The sequence below is a fragment of the Tardiphaga alba genome, from assembly GCF_018279705.1.
Lineage (GTDB): Bacteria > Pseudomonadota > Alphaproteobacteria > Rhizobiales > Xanthobacteraceae > Tardiphaga > Tardiphaga alba.
The window spans coordinates 2094846-2112761 of sequence record NZ_CP036498.1; the positions used below are offsets into that span (position 1 = coordinate 2094846).

17 protein-coding genes are annotated in these 17916 nt (G+C 53.8%); all 17 read right to left on the bottom strand.

From position 1 onward, the window contains the following. Positions 1–45: 45 nt before the first annotated feature. The 17 genes from RPMA_RS28540 to RPMA_RS09980 all read right to left on the bottom strand — a co-directional run bounded on the left by RPMA_RS28540 (position 46) and on the right by RPMA_RS09980 (position 17906). On the bottom strand, positions 46–339 hold the full coding sequence (locus tag RPMA_RS28540) for a GNAT family N-acetyltransferase (protein ID WP_211912650.1): 294 nt from the start codon (positions 337–339) through the stop codon (positions 46–48). Continuing rightward, the gene (gene pseG, locus RPMA_RS09905) at positions 336–1433 is read right to left on the bottom strand and encodes a UDP-2,4-diacetamido-2,4,6-trideoxy-beta-L-altropyranose hydrolase (RefSeq protein WP_249225614.1); all 1098 of its coding nucleotides are present in this window, start codon (positions 1431–1433) and stop codon (positions 336–338) included. Before pseG ends, RPMA_RS28540 begins: the two co-directional genes overlap by 4 nt. A gap of 49 nt (positions 1434–1482) precedes the next feature. Beyond that, on the bottom strand, positions 1483–2130 hold the full coding sequence (locus RPMA_RS09910; RefSeq protein ID WP_211912652.1) for a pseudaminic acid biosynthesis-associated methylase: 648 nt from the start codon (positions 2128–2130) through the stop codon (positions 1483–1485). Positions 2131–2143: 13 nt separating this feature from the next. Next, a complete protein-coding gene (locus RPMA_RS09915; RefSeq protein WP_249225615.1) occupies positions 2144–2809 on the bottom strand; it encodes a glycosyltransferase family protein in 666 nt (221 codons plus the stop codon). 62 nt (positions 2810–2871) lie between these two features. Next, entirely contained in the window at positions 2872–3630 is a 759-nt protein-coding gene (gene hisF / locus RPMA_RS09920; RefSeq protein ID WP_211912654.1) for an imidazole glycerol phosphate synthase subunit HisF, read from the bottom strand. Positions 3631–3636: 6 nt separating this feature from the next. Continuing rightward, positions 3637–4266, bottom strand: coding sequence for an imidazole glycerol phosphate synthase subunit HisH (gene hisH, locus RPMA_RS09925; protein WP_211912655.1), 630 nt, complete (start codon positions 4264–4266; stop codon positions 3637–3639). Between the two features lie 5 nt (positions 4267–4271). Next, complete coding sequence (locus RPMA_RS09930; protein WP_211912656.1) at positions 4272–5420, bottom strand: N-acetyl sugar amidotransferase; 1149 nt, start codon at positions 5418–5420, stop codon at positions 4272–4274. Between the two features lie 29 nt (positions 5421–5449). Beyond that, entirely contained in the window at positions 5450–6652 is a 1203-nt protein-coding gene (gene pseC, locus RPMA_RS09935; RefSeq protein WP_211913594.1) for a UDP-4-amino-4,6-dideoxy-N-acetyl-beta-L-altrosamine transaminase, read from the bottom strand. Between the two features lie 2 nt (positions 6653–6654). Further along, the gene (gene pseB / locus RPMA_RS09940; RefSeq protein ID WP_211912657.1) at positions 6655–7674 is read right to left on the bottom strand and encodes a UDP-N-acetylglucosamine 4,6-dehydratase (inverting); all 1020 of its coding nucleotides are present in this window, start codon (positions 7672–7674) and stop codon (positions 6655–6657) included. 8 nt (positions 7675–7682) lie between these two features. Next, positions 7683–9521, bottom strand: coding sequence for an ABC transporter ATP-binding protein (locus RPMA_RS09945; protein WP_211912658.1), 1839 nt, complete (start codon positions 9519–9521; stop codon positions 7683–7685). Next, positions 9522–10586: a sugar phosphate nucleotidyltransferase gene (locus tag RPMA_RS09950; protein ID WP_211912659.1), complete on the bottom strand. Its 1065-nt coding sequence runs from the start codon at positions 10584–10586 to the stop codon at positions 9522–9524. 469 nt (positions 10587–11055) lie between these two features. Then, complete coding sequence (locus RPMA_RS09955; RefSeq protein WP_211912660.1) at positions 11056–12615, bottom strand: capsular polysaccharide export protein, LipB/KpsS family; 1560 nt, start codon at positions 12613–12615, stop codon at positions 11056–11058. Further along, positions 12608–13132, bottom strand: a complete 525-nt coding sequence (locus RPMA_RS09960) for a GNAT family N-acetyltransferase (protein ID WP_211912661.1) — start codon at positions 13130–13132, stop codon at positions 12608–12610. The genes RPMA_RS09955 and RPMA_RS09960 overlap by 8 nt, the downstream gene beginning before the upstream one ends. 23 nt (positions 13133–13155) lie before the next feature. Continuing rightward, positions 13156–14541 carry an amidase gene (locus RPMA_RS09965; RefSeq protein ID WP_211912662.1) on the bottom strand — a complete coding sequence of 462 codons (1386 nt, stop codon included), beginning with the start codon at positions 14539–14541 and terminating at the stop codon, positions 13156–13158. Continuing rightward, positions 14538–15656: an N-acetyl sugar amidotransferase gene (locus tag RPMA_RS09970; protein WP_211912663.1), complete on the bottom strand. Its 1119-nt coding sequence runs from the start codon at positions 15654–15656 to the stop codon at positions 14538–14540. Before RPMA_RS09970 ends, RPMA_RS09965 begins: the two co-directional genes overlap by 4 nt. Continuing rightward, positions 15653–16351, bottom strand: a complete 699-nt coding sequence (locus RPMA_RS09975) for an acylneuraminate cytidylyltransferase family protein (RefSeq protein ID WP_249225616.1) — start codon at positions 16349–16351, stop codon at positions 15653–15655. The genes RPMA_RS09970 and RPMA_RS09975 overlap by 4 nt, the downstream gene beginning before the upstream one ends. Before the next feature lie 70 nt (positions 16352–16421). Beyond that, positions 16422–17906 (bottom strand): DegT/DnrJ/EryC1/StrS family aminotransferase, encoded by a 1485-nt coding sequence (locus RPMA_RS09980; protein ID WP_211912665.1) that lies wholly within the window; start codon positions 17904–17906, stop codon positions 16422–16424. Positions 17907–17916 lie beyond the last annotated feature (10 nt).

A 17916-nucleotide genomic window follows, 5' to 3' on the forward strand; every position in this document is an offset into this window, starting at 1 on the left:
TAGCATGGCTTTAGACGAGGCATCGTGACTAACAATTTCTCGTGCCTAGGGGCGACTGAGGAAACGCTGTGGCGCCACAGGAACGAATCCAGCTGCAGCGAACAAGGCCCGTGATGGCTTGTTGTCCTGGAAGATGGTGGCAAGTAGGTCGGACGATGGAACGACTTGCCGAGCAAGTTTGAGCGCCGCTGTAGCAAAACCCATTCCATGGAATTGACCGCTTATCGCAATTGAGACTTCATAGCCGCGAGTGACATCTGGCACACGATCCAGTCGTAACATGCCGACAGCGGTTCCGCCGCTCTCAATGATCGTCAGCAGGCGATCCTCACTGTTCATAGCATTGGCAAACCATTCGGCGTGCTCGATCGCGGTGGGGGCGCCGAATTGTTTGAAAACTTTCGTGTTTTCGGTTGATGCTGAAGGTCGAGTAACCAGTCCCGATCAATTGGTTCAGCCAGTCGAAGTCGAACAGCCCCTCCTTTTCTGCTATGCGCTTGAGTGGCAACTGCAAGCAGAAGTCGGGAAGCCCCGCGACCATCAGTCATCGTCGCCGCTGCTCGCGACATTGCTGCGCGCACGGTTCGATTCATGGCAAATGCTGCGATCCTAGCAGCGAATAGGGTGGAATCGTTCAAGAGTTTACTGGGTAGGGTAAGCGCTGCACCTGTGTTGGAGAAAGCGTCAGCGATAAACTTTTGATTATCGGCTGTTTGCAACAGAATGGCCGGCAACCCGAGGATAGCGCGTTCGAAGCTGGAAGTTCCTGCGGCGCCGATCGCGAAGTCCGCGCTTGCGGCTATTGTTGGCAAATCCGGTGGATCGATGTGAAGTGCTATGGCGGAACAAATCGATGACTGAATCGACTTCAGGTGCGGCGCATTTGATCCAAGAACAATGTCGATATGAACATCAAGATTCGCGATTTTCAGCGCAGCCAAAACCTGCCCCGTTGCATTCGATGGGTCTGTGGCGCCCATTGATACCAGGATACGGCTTGCCGGAATGGGTCTTGCGAGGCGTTCCGTCGCCGTCCTTGCGCATGCGCGCCAGCGCGACGAGATCAGGGCATACTTCGCGCCGAGCAGGTATGTGGTGTCTGTGTCGATCGCCGAGGAATAATCACCTTCGACTCGGCCGGGCGTCGGATCAAGAAGAATATCGCAAGCGTGCGTCTCTGTCTGCAGATCGTCGAATACGATGACTTGTCGGTCATCTGTTCGAAGTCGTCTCTCGTAATGTGCGTCGAGCGCGTAGTTGTCGATGACGACCGTATGCGCCGCATTCAGGAGAATACGCTCATTTTCGTCTATCTCCACGCGATAACCGCTGGTGCGCAATGCTGGGAGGGTATCAATCGCTTCTGCATTGACTGAGAAGCCACATGTCCAGCCCGCCCATGAGAAGGCTTCGGCTGCCGTGAGACATCGCATTACATGACCAGCGCCTACCTTAGGTGACGCGTCGCAACGAAAGATAATATTAGCTGGCACTGTTTTTCTTTTCGAACAACCACCAAGTCAGATTATCCAGGCCGGTGATCCTCTTCCAAGCAAAGCCGGTGGCGAGAACGGTCAGATCCGGGAAATGTTCCATCCAGAAATCGCCGAAATCGCGCTTGAACAGGCGATCGTCGTGACCGCGATAAGGAATCATCTCCGGTTTGTCGGAGAAATACTCGACGCAGGCGATATATCGTGCCGAGCAGCGATGAATTTCTTCGCAAGCCTGGAGAAGATTATCTGGATGGATGTGAATCAGGACGCCAGATGTAAACGCAAGATCTGCTACACGATCGGGAAATTTGATCGACTGAGCAAATCCATCAGTCAAATTCTCCTGCGCCAAAACATTGTCACGAACGAGGACGGCGCGCGCGGATTCGTTGGGTTCGACAGCATAGAGCGTCGCGGGCGACAAGGCACGTAAGGCGCGCAGATTGATTCCGAGATTACAGCCTACTTCAAGAATTGATTCTGGCATTTTGCCGACGAGCGGTTTGAGAATATCGCTCCACATCGCGACACGCGCCGCGAGTTGCCGATGAGTGGCCGTATTTCGCTCGGTGTAGCTGTTGCCGAAGTCACCTCGCCAGAATTCGACTTGCGGGGTGGATGTCTCGTTGCTCATGAGAATGTCTCCGTTATTGCTCGCTGACAAGGCGACGATGCGCATTGATCGCACGTAGCGCGGGGTTGGCATCCAGTATTGCGAGGATATCGGCCATGTACCCTCTGGTCATTTTTGGCATTTCAGAAAATACGGCTTGCATGAAGCTTAGATCTTCTGGGTAATCAAGCGTCCAGCGCTCATCGACATGATACGGCTCACGGGCTGCGAGATTTACGCGTTTGAGTCCGGGTGACCGTCGAAGCCACGGTGTTACGTGTTCCCTGTCATGAGCGAGTTGCGTTGCCGCCTCGGCGTCAATTAGAGCCGGGGTCGTAAACGCCTCGCAGTCCAGTCCGTGCGGGAAAGTCCGTTCCAGATTATTGGATGCATAATCTGCAGCCTCAGTCGCACGCAATCTGAGCACCGCGCCGCAAATTTCGGGGTCGATGAGCGGGCAGTCTGATGTAACGCGCATAATGACGTCCGCGTTGGCCGCTCGGGCGGCACCGAGGTAACGCTGCAGAACGTCAGTTTCCGATCCCCGATATACTTCCGCGCCACAAGCGCGTGTCAGAGCTTCCAGCGTTTCGCTTTCTGGCTTATCTGGGACGGCGCAGACGACAACATCGACACCTGGTATCGATGCGCAACGTCCGAGCACTTCTTCGAGGACGGTGCGATCTCCGAGCGAGCACATGACTTTTCCGGGAAGCCGCGATGATCCCATTCGGGCCTGAACAATGACGGCTGTTCTGGACGTCACAGTCGCATCCTGAAACCGCGGTCTGCCAGGTAGCGCTTCGCCTCAAGCGGCGTCTGCTCGGTAAAATGAAAGATTGAAGCCGCCGCAACAGCGGCGGCCTGACTACCTAAGAGCACTTCGGCCATGTGCTCGTAGTTGCCACAGCCACCTGATGCGATGACTGGAATATTCACTGCGGATGAAACGTCGCGAACAAGATCGACATCGTATCCTGTCATCGTACCATCGCGTTCGATGGACGTCAGCAGGATTTCGCCGGCGCCGAGCGCTTCTACTTCTTTTGCCCATGAAACGGCATCACGGCCAGTTGCCGTCGTTCCGCAATGCGATATGACCTCGACGGCTCCGTCGTTTGCGCGTTTGATATCCATCGATACGACGATGCATTGCGTGCCGAATTGTCTGGCGCCGTCTCGAATAAGGTCCGGGGTCGCAATCGCCGCGGAATTTATCGACACCTTGTCCGCGCCCACCGCGAGCAGCGAGCGAATGTCTTCGATGGTCGATACGCCACCACCGACGGTCATCGGCATGAAGCAGTTGTCGGCCAATTCGTCAATTTCATTGAAGTTGGGCTTGCTGCCATTTGGCGTTGCTCCAATATCGAGCAGTATCAACTCATCAACTTCCCGTAAGTTGTACACGCGGATCGATTGAAGCGCGGTTCCAACACGACGCCAAGACTCGAATCCGACGCCTTTGACGAGTCCGACGTTCTTAAAGAGCAAGGTCGGCATCACCCGGGTCTTGAGCATTTGCAGTCAGGCCTCGAGGAAGTTGCGCAGAAGTTGCCGGCCGGGGCGCTGGCTCTTCTCGGGGTGAAACTGAGTGCCGTAAATAGGACGATCGGAAAGCTGGATGGCTGACGTCAAACCGTCGCAATAGGGTGTATGGCAGATTTCACTCTGCGCGTCCGTGGCTTGAAAATGATAAGAATGAACGAAGTAGAAATCGCTGCCTGGAGCGATACTTTCGAACAGGGGGCTGTTGCGCTTCAGATGCACCTCATTCCAGCCCATATGTGGAATGCGGTCCTCTGACGTCTGTCGCTGCAGTTGCACGACTGTTCCGGGTATCAAACCCAGTCCTGCGTGATGCCCGTGTTCCTCTCCACTGGTAGCCATCAACTGCATGCCAAGGCAAATACCGAGAAAAGGAACGTCGAAGTTAGTAACGCGCTCACAAATGGCATCGGCAAGGTGCCATTCCACGAGATTTTTCATTGCTGCGCCGAAAGAACCCACGCCTGGCAGGATGATCCGATCGGCCCTCTGGATGTCTTGTGGATCACGAGTCCTCTCTGCTTTTGCACCAAGTTCCTCAACCGCACGCGTGATCGAGTCGATGTTGCAAAGTCCGTAGTCGACGATCGCTGTAAACCTGTTGGGCATTCTGGTTAGTGAAGCTCGAAGAGGGGAACGAGTTCGCCGTTACGGTCGCGCATCAGCTTTCCGTCATTGCCAGTCTTGAACAGACGTTTGTTGGTGAAGCGGTCGCAGACGATCAAGAACTCGTCGATGGTCATGTCGATCTCTTTGAGAATCTCCTCGATCGGTCGACCCAAATAGGTCCATGGGAACTTTCCATCAACTCGCCGGACCAAGTCCTTCGCGTCGTTGCGCGTTAGGCGGCCGCGGCGAATATGATTGTTGGCGATGTCGGTGGCGCGGCCAAATCCAAACTTCAGGTATTTGAAGTAGTCGTGAATTCCAGTCTGATAGTTGTCGAGATTCTCGTAATTTGCCAGAGATCCTTCGACGTTGGTGCCTATGGTTTCAAAGCCATAGCCTTGCGCGATCAAAGCGTTCTGATAGCCATCCCATGGGAAGTAATAGCCGAGGAAAATTCCCGTGATCCCACCAGATTGAAGTTCAGCGTCGGTCGGATACGAATATTGAATGAGATGTCGTCGTTCGATGTTCTCGATGCCGATCAAATCCGATACCCGCAAGCCTAGCAAGCCGCCAAACTCCTCCAGCCATCGTCGATCGAGCGTGGAATTGCCCTGGGCTGCCGCCGGGCCGCCGTATTCATGCTGGGAGTTTTCGCCCCATACGATGAGGGGCACAGATAATTGCGTCGCAAGCCTCACCGGGATTGTGAAAATGGTCACATGTTCTGGCCACGAGATGTCGCCTATTTCTGTCAACGCCAGACGGTTGATGCGTCGCCGGATAACCGGATTGGTCGTCACCTCGATATGGTCAACGCCGAGTTTTGAAATGTTCTCAAGATTACGACGGCCGATTTCGGACAGGGAGTCGGTTGTCGAAGTCACGCATATAGGGTTCAAGCCGTATTCCAGAAGCCGAATGACCTGATAGGTCGAGTCTTTTCCACCCGAGACCGGTACGATGCAGTCATAATTCGTCGAGTTCTTCGATTTGTAGCGCGTCGTAATATTTACGAACTCCTCGCGTCGCTTGTCCCAGTCGACGGCAACACGAGTTTCAAACCCCACGCAAGCGGAGCAAACGCCGCGCGTGTCAAACTGCAGGTCGGGCTTTGATTCTGGATATAGGCAGCGCGAGCAATATTTCAGCACGGAATTGGACCTTCTCGTTCTGATCTATGTCAGGAGTTTAATACGCGCACAATGCTGTCAACTACATGAGTTGCATCATCGTGGCTCATGGAAGCAAACATCGGAAGCGACAAGCAGCGACTGTAATACGCTTCCGCGCCGGGATACTCGCCGTTACCGTAAAGGGCCCGATAATACGGTTGATGCGGTACGGGAACGTAATGAACCTGTGTGCCCACCCCCAGCATTTGTAGTTCGGCCATCACTTGAGCCCGAGATTTCCCAATTGCCTGGAAATCGAACAGTGCAACATAGAGATGCCACGCCGGGCTGCTTCCCGCTATCCGTCTCAACGGGCGTACGACAGAAGCGATCGGCGCCAATAAATGATCGTAATGGTCCGCAAGATCATTGCGATGCGCTACGAAGCGATCAAGCTTTCGAAGTTGCGATAATCCCAACGCGCAATGGATGTCCGACGCACGGTAATTGAACCCGAGCTCGGACATCTCATAGTACCACGTATTGAGGCCACCGCTCGTATCCGTTGCCATATCCTGCTGTGAAAATCGGGTCGCATCACGCACCATGCCGTGAGAGCGAAACCGCGACAGCTTTTCAGCAAGGCCCGCGTCACGTGTTGTCACTGCGCCACCTTCACCCATGGCTATCGTTTTTACAGGATGGAAGGAGAAAACCGCCATGTCTGAATCGAGGCACGCGCCGATCTTGGAGCGGACGCCATTACGGTCATATTCAGCGCCGATCGCATGGCAAGCATCTTCGATGATTTTCGCCCCTTGGCGCTCAGCTACTTTGCGTATTTCTTCCGGCCCCTGCGCTTGCCCGGCAAAGTGCACTGGCAAAATGACCTTGACAGGTCCTGAGGCTTTCTTGGTCGCGGCTTCGAAGTGCGTGGCCGTTGAAAGTCCTGTGTCCGGGTCGACGTCGGAAAACACGACATCAGCGCCGACATATCGTATCGCGTTGGCGGTCGCCAGGAAGGTATTCGCCGGAACAATTGCGACATCGCCTTGATCAAGCCCCAGCGCCATTGCGGCGAGATGCAAGCCGGCGGTTGCCGACGAACACGCAACTGCAAACGGAGCATCAAGACGGGCGGCCAGCGCAGTCTCGAACGCCGCCACAGTCGGACCCGTGGTGAGGTAGTCGCCACGTAGCACCGCGGCCACTGCTTCGATATCGTCATCCTCAATCAGTTGACGACCATATGGCAGAAATTTTTGCTGCATTGTCACGTACGCGGCACCGAGAGCATTTCGCGCAAGGTCTCGATGTCAGCCCATTCCTCATTGGTGTCCGAGGTGTACCGGAAGCGGTCAGCGACTCCGAGGCCAGTTACACGGGTGCCCCGGCGATGTTCCGCGAATGCCGGCTCAATGACATATCGGTCTGGCAGAGACGTCGTGGTGCGCGCATCGTCCTCGGTGATCATGACCTCGTGCAGCTTCTCTCCCGGTCGGATGCCAACGAGCTTGTGTGGAAGATTGGGCGCCATAGCCGATGCCAAATCGATGACCTTCATCGACGGAATCTTTGGCACGAAAATCTCGCCACCCTTCATCATTGCCAGGGATGACAGAACGAAAGATACGCCTTGCGGAAGCGTGATCCAGAAACGGGTCATTCGTTCGTCCGTGATGGGCAGCTCTCTGGCGCCGTCGGCCACCAGCTTCTCGAAAAACGGTACGACCGAGCCGCGTGAACCCACTACATTTCCATAACGGACCACCGAAAAGCGAGTCGTTCGGTCACCAGATAGAGCATTCGCAGCGACGAAAATCTTATCGGAAGCAAGCTTAGATGCACCATACAGATTGACCGGATTGGCAGCTTTGTCGGTCGAGAGTGCGATCACGCGCTCAACACCGCTTCGCAACGCCGCCTGTACGATGTTTTCAGCGCCCCCGACGTTGGTGCGGATACATTCGAGTGGATTATACTCTGCAATTGTGACGTGCTTCATTGCGGCGGCATGAATGACGATATCGACGTCACGCATGGCGAGTTCGAGCCGATTGGCATCCCGAACATCTCCGATGAAGAACCGCAGATTCTCGAACTTGCTCGCTGGAAATTCGAGCATCATCTCGGATTGGCGAAATTCGTCGCGCGAGAACACGATAACCTTGCGTGGCTTATGGTGTTCCAAGACCTCGCGAATGAATTGTTTACCGAACGATCCCGTTCCGCCGGTAACCAGAATTGCTTTACCGCTGAGATCGACTTCCGGTTTGGTGAAGCTATACAGCATGATTACCCTTATGAGAGCGTGCCTGAGGCATATGCGTGAAGCGCCTTGTCGTCTGGACGCTGGATGGCCCAAGCGCGGGCATACCACCCACCTTGAGCTAATAATTCGGTATGTGTGCCGATCTCGGTGATGCAGCCGCCTTCAAGCACGGCAATCCGATCCGCCATGATCACAGTTGAAAGTCTGTGGCCAATGAGAACCACTGTGGAAGCGCGCTCGTCGCGCAAGCGAATCAGCGACTGACGAAAGGCTTCCTCAGACTCCGCATCCAGCGAGGCGGTGGGCTCATCGAGGATGAGGATTGGAGCTTTCTTGATGAGAGCGCGCGCAAGATCCAGTCTTTGGCGTTGGCCGCCGGAAAGGGAAATTCCGCTCTCGCCAAGACGCGTATTAATTCCATGGGGTAGGCGGCTGACAAACTCTGCCGCGCCGGCGAGGCTGAGTGCTTCCTCTATCTCGGTCTGGGTCGCGTATGGCTTACCGTAACGTAGATGTTCGGCGATTGTCACATCGAAGATCTGAGCCAGCTGAGGCAGATAGGCTACACTTTCTCGAAGCGACGTCAGCGTGAATTCACTGAGCTCCCTGCCATCAATTCGAATTGAGCCGCGCTGCGGAATCCGCAGGCGTGGTAGAAGATCAACCAGAGTCGATTTTCCGGCACCGGACGGGCCGACGAGAGCTATGAATTCTCGCGGTGCAATCGTAAGATCGACCCCAGTTAACGCCAGCTTTTCAACAGCTTCATCGTAGGCGAAGCTGACGCGATCGAAGACGATTTTGCTTCCCGCGCTGACATAAGCTGTAGTGCCTGCGGACGGCTCTTCCTGTTCGCGCCACGCCTCCAGCGTCGCTAGTGCGCTGTTGAGCATGGGTCGAAATGCCACCAACAGCTGTCGCGATCGCATGAAATCGCGTCCGACAGGAGTCAAACGGAGAAGTATCAGTAAGAAAACGCCGAGTTGCTCCAGCGTCAACTGAAAACGGGTGTAGCCGATAAACACAAAGGTAAATGCTATACCGACCACAATGGGTTCGACCAGTAGATCGAGTCTCGCACTCAAGATATCAATGCGGACCATATGTTTTCGCTGGCTGGCGGTCAGGCGCTCCATCGCAGCTTGTTCCGCTGGCTCCATATGGCTAAGACGGATCAGTCGCAGCAGGCGCAAGCGCTCACCGAGGAAACGTCCAAGCGCTTCGTTGGCTGCATTGAAGGCCTCGCCAGCCAGATGGGCGCGTCTAACCAAGTTCCGCAGAACGATCGCCGTTGTTGCGATCATAACCACTGTGATCGCAGTCATCTGCCACGAAAAGACCAGCATCACGCAACCATATGCTGCAAAGAGCAGTCCAAGTGTCGTGAGATGAATGGCCTGAAATACGGCGATTGCTGCACCGTCAGTCACTTGGGTGAACGTGTTCACAAGTTGTCCAGAGGAGCTTCTTTCCTGATCTGACAAGGAGACGCGGAGAAACCGCTCAAAAAGCTGAAGCCGAATGGAGCGCGTGAGCTTGGTCTTCGACAGTGACAGCACGACGCTATAGGCAAATGTCAGCGCCTGTCGGAAGAGCACGAAAGCGAAGCTCGTGCTCAGCAGCGATGCGAGGCCGAGCGGCAATCCGAGCCAGGCATGAGCGCGCGCCAATTCCTGCCATACCCGAGATGTCGCGATTAGTTTGTCGACGTCACCATCACCCTGAATATATTGGAAGGTTGGCACCATTAATATCAGTGCACCAACCTCACATGCGGCCATTGCGAGCGACAGAGCAATTAACAATGCTGCTCTACTGAGAGGCAACCCCAATAGTTGAGCAGTACTAACGAACGAACCCGACTTCATCTAAAAGTCTCTCTTGCTGGCGCGAAGATCGGCGTCGGCATCTGCAAGATCGATCGGCCGGCCCACATCTCGCCAGTACTCGTGGACCGGAAACAATCCGACATCGAGACCTGCGGTACGGGCGGCGTTTAGGAGATTAGGCATGTCGATGTAAGTGTTGCGCGGAACCAGTCGCCGCACTTCGGGGCCAAGTAGATAGATGCCGGCCGCAATGAAATGTACGAACGTCGGCTTTTCCTCAATGTTTCGAAAACGGCCCTGCTCGTCATGGTGGATGATACCAAACTCCAAACGCTGTTCGTGTCTGGCTACCGCGATTGTAGCATGGTTGCCTTGGCGCGTATGAAAATCGACCATGGCGTCAAATGTAACAGTCGTCATGACGTCGGCGTTGCTAACCAGCAAAGGACCGGCGTCGTCAGGCGGCAACAAGCCAACTGCACCAGCGGTTCCTAATCGTTGCGGTTCACGTAGGATATGAAGCTTGGACTTTCCGCTTCGCTTTTGTGCATACCGCTCAATCTGATCGGCGAGGTGCAGAACTGAAATATAGATGTTGGTAATCCCAGCGTTTTCCAGCGCCCGGATCACATGTTCGATCATCGGCTCTCCCGCGACGGGAAGCAGGGGCTTTGGTGTATGCCGGGTTTGATTGCCGAGTCTTGAGCCAAGTCCGCCGGCCATGACCAATGCGCTGAGCGTGCCCCTGACGGCACTATTCACCCATACGCAGGCCAGACGCCTTTCCGTGTCAACAACTGGAAGAAAACGTATGATCGATGAGGTCGCGGCCAATGCTGCAGCATTGTGGCGGTCGTCATCAAGTCGCCCGAGTACCGGATTTGGGTTCATCACGTCGCGTACGAGCGTATCAAGGTCAAGCCGGCGCAACAGGGCGCGCCTTACATCGCCGTCTGTCATGACGCCGACGAGGCGATCGTCACCATCGACCACAATCAACGCAACAATGGAAGCAGTACTGATCTGGGCGAGCACATCCCTTAAAGGTGCGTCGGCTGAACAGATCATCTCATTTGTTGGCTTGAGAACGCTAACTGACGGCATGAAAAACACCACTCAAAGTACGCAAATGGACAAATTGCATGGTGTGGCGGGAGAACTCATTCTTGGCTGGAGCAAATTTAGAGATGAGGCAATCATCTCGCCCATAGCCCAGAGAAGCGTAGCGCTAATATCAACCGCGACGATAATCACTTGCCGAAGATGTAACCTGAGATTGGCTGCCGACTTTTGCAAAGTGCGCATCACCGAGGTAAATCGCTGTCTCTCGATTTTGCAGAATCAAGTTGCGCTGGCTCGCTCGCATAGCGCGAATTTTGTGCATAGCAGACACGCAAATCTCTCATCTTGTTTCACGCGCCATTTTTAAAAGTTCGGGCATGTTTAGCTGAGCTTATTTAGCTCTGTTACGAGGTGAAAGCTGTCATATCTTAAGTTTGTGCGAGGATGAACGTTACTCGCGGGCGCATCTGAAACACATGTCAGGTCGCGGAGATCGATTATAATGATTTCATCAAGCATCTATGTTGCTTCCGCTTGCGTCCATAGTATTGGGCTCTGTCGCATTCTCTTCCTCAGAGGCGAAACGTGAGAATGTCGGGAGGCTTGCTGAAAGACTGGTTACCGCATCTGTAACCGACGTTTTCTGGAATTTCTTCAAGTTGACGTAGTTATAGTCGCGCATATCGAACGATGTCGATGTAACAGCCCTGATATAGCGTGCTCCGTCGCGCCGAGCTTGCGCAAGGTCCACACCTACCTGCGTTATGGCGCGGATCGGAATGCTTAAATCGGTGATGTCGGCTACATCGAACACATGGTCGAGAAAATTATAGATATTGTGGCGCCCAAATGAAATTACGGGCTTGCCAATGACTGCGGCCTCCATGCCGGCGGTGCCTGTTATCGTCGCTACGGCCGTAGCGTCGCGAACGACGTCCAGACCATATTCCATCATGTTCAGCCAGACAACGTTCTTAAGATCGGCAACCTGCGTGTAGAAATCTCGCGGCCGGCGTCCGACCCCGTGAATAGTCTCTTTTACTGCCAGCAAGTAGCCGGCGGGAAGATCCCTCGATATCGCCGCTATAGCGGCGTGCTGAAAAAAGAATTCCGGTGATGCCTGCCCCACCGAAGCCTCGGGCTCGGTGTGAAGAGGAAAAAAAATAAATGGTTTACCCGCTAGTTGCGAGAGGGTCAGTGTGCGTTGATCAGTCATTCGACGTGTATCTAGCCATCGTCGTCCGATAAACTTTAACTCTTCAGTCAGGTAATATCCGCGCGCTTTTTCATATCCACGTAGATGGTGATAAGCCCGCCGGGCTATCATAACGCCCGCTTCTTGTATCAATCGAAAAAGGGAAGACTTGTTCTTGAATATTTGGCGATGCGTCCGTTCAACCATGTATGGTCGAAGTAGTTCGGCTGTTTCCACGTCCGCAGCAGGTTCTGCATAAAACTTGGATTCCACTTCAGATGTGTAGAAATGAGAATCTTGAGCCCAGAAGTGTAGATTTTCTATGCGAGACCCTAGGATGGCGCGATGAAAAGCGCCGTGGCGTTTAGCCATCAAACTAACGGTCGTGCCGCCGTTGATCACGAGATCTATCGAGCGAGTTGCGAATTCGTTCTCCCAAAATCGGCACTGCATCACATACGCGCGCGTCATTCTTGCTAAATCGAATGATTCCGAAAGTCGTGATCGTGGATGTCCTGAGCCAGCCAGCGCATATCCTCGTCCAAAGTGCCGATGGCTAACCGCCAGACGCGCGAATGTGGTCCCAATCTTTCTCTCCCAAATAGCCGCTTCTTCAAATAGTTCAGCGCTATCTGGAGTAGCTGGCGGATTGCGGACATCCCGCTCGGCATTGCTGAGCGAATCAAAAAGGCCTTCTTCGCTATTGGTTTGATAGAAAGTAATCTCTTGCTCGGTTGCGACGTAGCCATGAATATCGGCCCCCGTCCGTTGTTTGAGGTCACGTGCAAGATCGATCAAGAAATAGCGTAATTCTGGTGAAAGGAGGATCGCAATTGATCGCGGCATCTTTCCGTCACCAGCCGTGAGATTAGTCATAAGGGATGCAATCTGTTTTTTCGGCCGATGGCGCGTCGATCTTTTCCAAGGATAGATAAGTCCAGTCGAGCAGTTGGTCTCCAATTAATACTCGCTTTGGTTCGATGCGGTCGATTTTCCAACCGAGGCCGTGGACCAATTTTATAAACGCGGGATTTGCGGAGCCGGCTTCGACGCGGCTTACGCTGCCTGTGTCGAACAGATGACGAGTGACAAGGCTGATAGCCTCCGCACCATATCCCCGATTCCAGCTTTTGCGTTCGCCGATCATTATCGCGATGTCCGAACTCTGATTCACGCTGTCGATGGGACCAAATTTGATGTTTCCTATGTGTCCGAACTCCGGAGCAAAGATTGCAAGTACGGTCGTTCCATCGGCTATCCTGGCAAGCCATTCGATCGCGTCCTCGCGAGACTGCTTTCTCTGTCCAAGGCGTCGCGAGTAGAAATTTACGTCTGGATCAGAAAGCCAGTCGAGATAGCGCTGAGAGATCATGTCCTCGGCGAAAGGCTTCAAGGTCAACCGTGGTCCGAGTAAGTTCATTGGGCGGTACGACTGAGTAACACTTCCTCAGCGAAGCGTGCGAATGCCAAAAGCTTATAGTCGGCAAACCTTCTGCCTACGATCTGTAAACCAACCGGAAGCCCGGTGCTTCCCGTAAGAACCGGGAGGCCGATGACGGGAGCGCCAACGAAAGTCCATATCAGGCAATGATCTGGCAAATCCGGAGCATGGAGGCCTAAAGGAGCTTCGTCTGACGTTGAAGGGCATATCAAGACATCGAAGGCTTCGGTTTCGGCATCGAATCGTTGACGAAAGCTGTTTTGTTGCTCAATTGCCGCCATGTATTTCGCAGGCGTTATTGCGATGCCGCCTTCCACCATTTCGTGCATAGAGGCGCTGAACAGATCGGCATGAGACGCCCATTCAGTCTTGAAATAGTACGCAAGGGCGCGACGATAGATCGTGTCATGTAGATCGTGAACTGTGCTGTATGGCTCTGGAAGCTGGTGTTGAAATACTTCGCAGCCGGCGTTCTCAAGCTTTCTCGCGACGTCATCGATAGCTGACTTAACTCTGACAGACTCGTAAGAAGCCTTCGGGCCATTGACAATGCCAACACGCCAACGCCGAGGCGTCTGTTGCCGTGATGCCTCGTTTAGTGCCGTTTCGCTAACGGGGTAATTGTGTCCGCGCACCCTGCAGGTTTCGAACATCAGCTGCAGGTCGTCGGTCGATCGTGCGAGAAAACCTACGGTGTCCAATGTGTCCGTAGTTTTTAACATCGCTGTCCGAGGTATTAAGCCAAAGGACGGTTTGAAGCCAGCGATACCGCAATAGCTGGCAGGGCGGATAATTGAGCCGCCGGTTTGCGTGGCTAGGGCAACGGGTACCATCCGGGTTGCAACGGCGACCGCTGAACCGCTTGACGATGTTCCGGGAGATCGATCAAGCGACCATGGATTTTTTGTCGGGCCTGGCGAGTGAACCGCAAATTCGGCTGTAATCGTTTTTCCCAGGACGAGGCCGCCTTCGAGACGGATGTCGCTCACAACGCGCGCATCGTTGCCGGGAGTATAGTTTTCCATGATGGGGCTGCCCATCGAGGTCGGGAAATCGTAGGTGTTGAAGATATCTTTGACGCCGACAGGGACTCCGCCAATTCGTCCGCGTTTTTGTGGGTCTTGTGCGTCGTCTTGGCGTGCCCGCCGCTCGGCGCGCTCGCGATCAAAAACCTTCCAGGCTTGTACAGTGCTGTCGAGTGCCTCAATACGATCGAGACAGGCTTGCACGTAATCCAAAGCCGATATCTGGCCCTTGGCGCGAATTCGCAAAAACTCTGTTGCCGTGAGTTCGGTAAGACTGTTTCCAGCGGTAAGCAACGTATCTGACTTCGCCAATGTGGTCTGATCAGCAATTTTCATGGCAACGATGTCGCCTTGTTTTGCCGCTTTGATTTGAGGATCTCGTAAAATTCATCCTCAGTGTAACCGGTGATTTCCAAGTAGTAATTCAGAGTTTCTGGACGGAGTTCGTCGACCTGTGCCGCGAGATCAAAAGCCTCTTCGCGTGTGATCAAGCCGGCCCGCACATCTTGACTTGCAAAGTCGGTACCCCGACCAAAGCCTCGTTTGACATATTTGGCATAGTCATGCACGCCGGCCATTTTGCATTCAACGCTCTTGTACCACTTATACGAACCTTCGACTTTATCTTCCTTCCAGCCATATTCTTTAACGAGAAACTCGGTCTGCCGCTCGTGATCCCAGAAGATAAAGTCACCTAGAAACATGCCGTAGACGCCTGCTTCTTCGAGCTCTTCGGGAGTTGGAGGAAAGAATAGATTTAAGTCTTTGCGTGAAACGCCATCACCAACGAAATTTTCCGCCGGAACTTTGATCGAGTTCGTCATCCCGACTTTCACAAAGTCTTTGTCGGCCTTGATGTCTTGGTCGAAATACGTGGTGCGCCCCGAAAATTCAGCCGGCGACTCTCCATAAATAATCAATGGAATTTTGAATTTAGTCGCGACATGAAAGGGAAACGACCAGACGCCGGCATGGCAATGCCAACAAGCATCGCCGATCATAGGCAGTGATTTTCGCGCTAGTTTGTTTACCAGTCCACGGCTTGGCGTATACATGATGTGGTCTACGCCAAGTTTTTCGAGAATATTCTCGAGATTATATTTTCCGGTTTCCGTAAACCAGTTGTGGCTGAAGGTCACCGCTAAAGGTGTCAGGCCATAAACCTTTACAAGAATATGCAATTGGAACGCGCTATCTTTTCCTCCTGAAATAGGAACGACGCAATCATAGTTGTTGCCGGACTTCTTCTTTGCGTCGTCGATCAAGCGCCCCAGGATTTCTGCTCGAGCTGTCCAGTCAATCCGCATTTTTTGTTCGGATGAGCGGCACGCTTTGCAGATGCCCATTTCATCGAAGTCAACACCCTCATTGGTTTCGGGCATGCAGCATCGGGAGCAATAGGTCAGCTGAGGGTAAGGTGCATCGCCGGGAAATCTCTGCTGTGATTTCATTTTTGATCTCCAGTATCGGCGAGCCGTGGTCGTGTAAGATTGAGTGCAACCGGCTGGTAACCGTGCATAGTAGCAATGGCTTCTGCAATTGTTAGGTCGATTGCTTCATCGATATCAACGGATCGCGCTCGGTCCATAGGTTGAAGTGCGAAAGGCTCGCAGTAGATTCTCGCCTGCATACGCAGGGCCGATGCACGAATGGCATATGCAGCGCCAGACGGGAGCCAATATTGGGTGAGGAGTTGTTTGTGGGCGATATTGTTGTTGCCGATCCCGTCTAGCAGCGGGATTGCGTAACGATGATCGTTCTCGATGAACATCCATTGAGGTGGCTCGGAAACCGGCTTGACGGTGAAGCAGGTGGCCAGCTCTTGATTTTCAGAAAGGCGCGCCAGGCATCCATCAATATCTTCTGGGAGCGTGAATGGCGTGGTGGGCTGGATCATAACGACGATATCGTAGCGGGTGCCGTCGTTGCTCTCTGCACGGTTGAGCGCATCAACGACAATATCGTGATCAGCCGCGAAATCTTCAGCTAAATGAGGCTCCCGAAGGAACAGGACTTCTGCGCCATTTGCGGCTGCAACTGCGGCAATCTCGGCGTCCTCGGTCGTGATTACGACGCGTGTCAGCTTACTGGCGGCAGCCGCTCGACACATCCAGCTGACAAGTGGAACTCCGCCCAGTTCGCGCATATGTTTCCGCGGGAGGCGCTTCGATGCGCCTCGGGCGCAGATGACGCCGAGTGAACGGAGTGATGAGGAGTCAGTCATTTTTCCCGGATCCGATCGCTTTTGCTCCTTTGACCTGATTAGGATCGACGCCAATTCTGCCAGCCGAATGACCGTGAGTTTTCTCCATCAACGAAGGTACTGCGGCGAACAGTTCTTTTCGAGCGGCAACAACTTTGCGAACAGCCCGGCCGATGTCACGCATGTCGTCTTCCGTGCAGGAATACGCAATGTGGTAGAACCAAAGAAATTCTTCGTTCAGCAACCGCTCCGCGACAGGGCACTGCTGTGGCGAATAGCTCACGTTTCCCTTGTAGGCGCTATCGCTCCAGGGGGAGCCCTTTGAGCCATATGCGGTTTTCTTTGTGAATGTAGGATTTAAGTACAAAGGCCGACTGTAGCCGGTGCCAACCGGAATGCCTTCTGCTCGTAGCGCTGCGACAAAGATTGAGCGAGGGATGCCCATCGTTGCGGAGTCATAGTGTGCAACGAGAAAATGAGGGATCGCGACGCTATTTTTAATTGTTCTCGGAGACAAATCAGCCACGCGCAATCCCGGAAGATTGGCAATTTCCTTGCAGAGAATCCGGTAGTTATTAGTGCGCCAAACGTTGACGCGATCAAGCTTCGCGATTTGTGCACGACCCACAGCTGCGCAAAGTTCTGGCATGCGGAAGTTGAAGCCGACGATATTGGCTAAGTCCTCTACCGTCGCACGTTCATCGAATTGCAGTTCTCCATGATTGGCGATCAAGCGCGCACGCCGGGCTATTTCGGGGTTTTTCGTAATGATCATGCCGCCTTCGCCAGTCATGATATTTTTTGATTGCTGTAAGCTGAAAACGCCTGCGTCGCCGATTGCTCCAGCCTTGACGCCATCCAAGGTGCCGCCGATGGCCTGGCACGCATCTTCGATAATGACCAGATCGTGTTTAGACGCGATCGCCGCCAATGCGTTCATGTCCGAGATATTTCCGGCCAGATGTACGGGCATGATAGCGCGTGTGTGCGGCGTGATTGCGCGTTCGACAGCGTTTGGATCGATGCAGAATGTCTGCGGGTCGACATCTACAAACACGGGAATCGAATTGAACATCAAAACGGACATCGCCGTGGCAGAGAAAGAGATGGCCGGAGCAATCACTTCGTCTCCGGGGCCAACACCCGCGGCAGCGAGCGCGATAGACAAGCCGCTGGTTGCAGACGACACGGGAATGGCAAACGGAACCTGCATTGCGGCGGCAAAGTCGGCTGCGAAGGCGCGAACATGAGGACCACCGAGGACGTGCCAGTAATCGGAGAGTGCGGCGGCTTCAGCACTCGTATATCTCAGTACAGCTTCGTCGACTGCCATTCCAATATAGCGCGAAAAGCTTTTTTCCCGAAGCGCCTGCAGCACAAATTGCTCTTCTTCCACCCCTGTCATAGGCTCAACGAGGAATTGAGCCGAGCGCGTTGGTGTGCCGCCGAGTATTGCCAGCCTATCATCGGGGGATGAAGTCAAATTCAGAGATGGCATAAATCTTCGC

What these genes read in the sequence shown, in the direction of transcription:
- pseC (WP_211913594.1), bottom strand. Translation starts at nt 6,652, where the DNA reads ATGCAGCAAAAATTTCTGCCATATGGTCGTCAACTGATTGAGGATGAC.
- RPMA_RS09950 (WP_211912659.1), bottom strand. Translation starts at nt 10,586, where the DNA reads ATGCCGTCAGTTAGCGTTCTCAAGCCAACAAATGAGATGATCTGTTCA.
- pseG (WP_249225614.1), bottom strand. Translation starts at nt 1,433, where the DNA reads ATGCGATGTCTCACGGCAGCCGAAGCCTTCTCATGGGCGGGCTGGACA.
- hisH (WP_211912655.1), bottom strand. Translation starts at nt 4,266, where the DNA reads ATGCCCAACAGGTTTACAGCGATCGTCGACTACGGACTTTGCAACATC.
- RPMA_RS09965 (WP_211912662.1), bottom strand. Translation starts at nt 14,541, where the DNA reads ATGAAAATTGCTGATCAGACCACATTGGCGAAGTCAGATACGTTGCTT.
- RPMA_RS09980 (WP_211912665.1), bottom strand. Translation starts at nt 17,906, where the DNA reads ATGCCATCTCTGAATTTGACTTCATCCCCCGATGATAGGCTGGCAATA.
- RPMA_RS09910 (WP_211912652.1), bottom strand. Translation starts at nt 2,130, where the DNA reads ATGAGCAACGAGACATCCACCCCGCAAGTCGAATTCTGGCGAGGTGAC.
- RPMA_RS09945 (WP_211912658.1), bottom strand. Translation starts at nt 9,521, where the DNA reads ATGAAGTCGGGTTCGTTCGTTAGTACTGCTCAACTATTGGGGTTGCCT.
- RPMA_RS09970 (WP_211912663.1), bottom strand. Translation starts at nt 15,656, where the DNA reads ATGAAATCACAGCAGAGATTTCCCGGCGATGCACCTTACCCTCAGCTG.
- RPMA_RS09955 (WP_211912660.1), bottom strand. Translation starts at nt 12,615, where the DNA reads ATGACTAATCTCACGGCTGGTGACGGAAAGATGCCGCGATCAATTGCG.
- pseB (WP_211912657.1), bottom strand. Translation starts at nt 7,674, where the DNA reads ATGCTGTATAGCTTCACCAAACCGGAAGTCGATCTCAGCGGTAAAGCA.
- RPMA_RS09975 (WP_249225616.1), bottom strand. Translation starts at nt 16,351, where the DNA reads ATGCGCGAACTGGGCGGAGTTCCACTTGTCAGCTGGATGTGTCGAGCG.
- RPMA_RS09915 (WP_249225615.1), bottom strand. Translation starts at nt 2,809, where the DNA reads ATGTGCTCGCTCGGAGATCGCACCGTCCTCGAAGAAGTGCTCGGACGT.
- RPMA_RS28540 (WP_211912650.1), bottom strand. Translation starts at nt 339, where the DNA reads ATGAACAGTGAGGATCGCCTGCTGACGATCATTGAGAGCGGCGGAACC.
- hisF (WP_211912654.1), bottom strand. Translation starts at nt 3,630, where the DNA reads ATGCTCAAGACCCGGGTGATGCCGACCTTGCTCTTTAAGAACGTCGGA.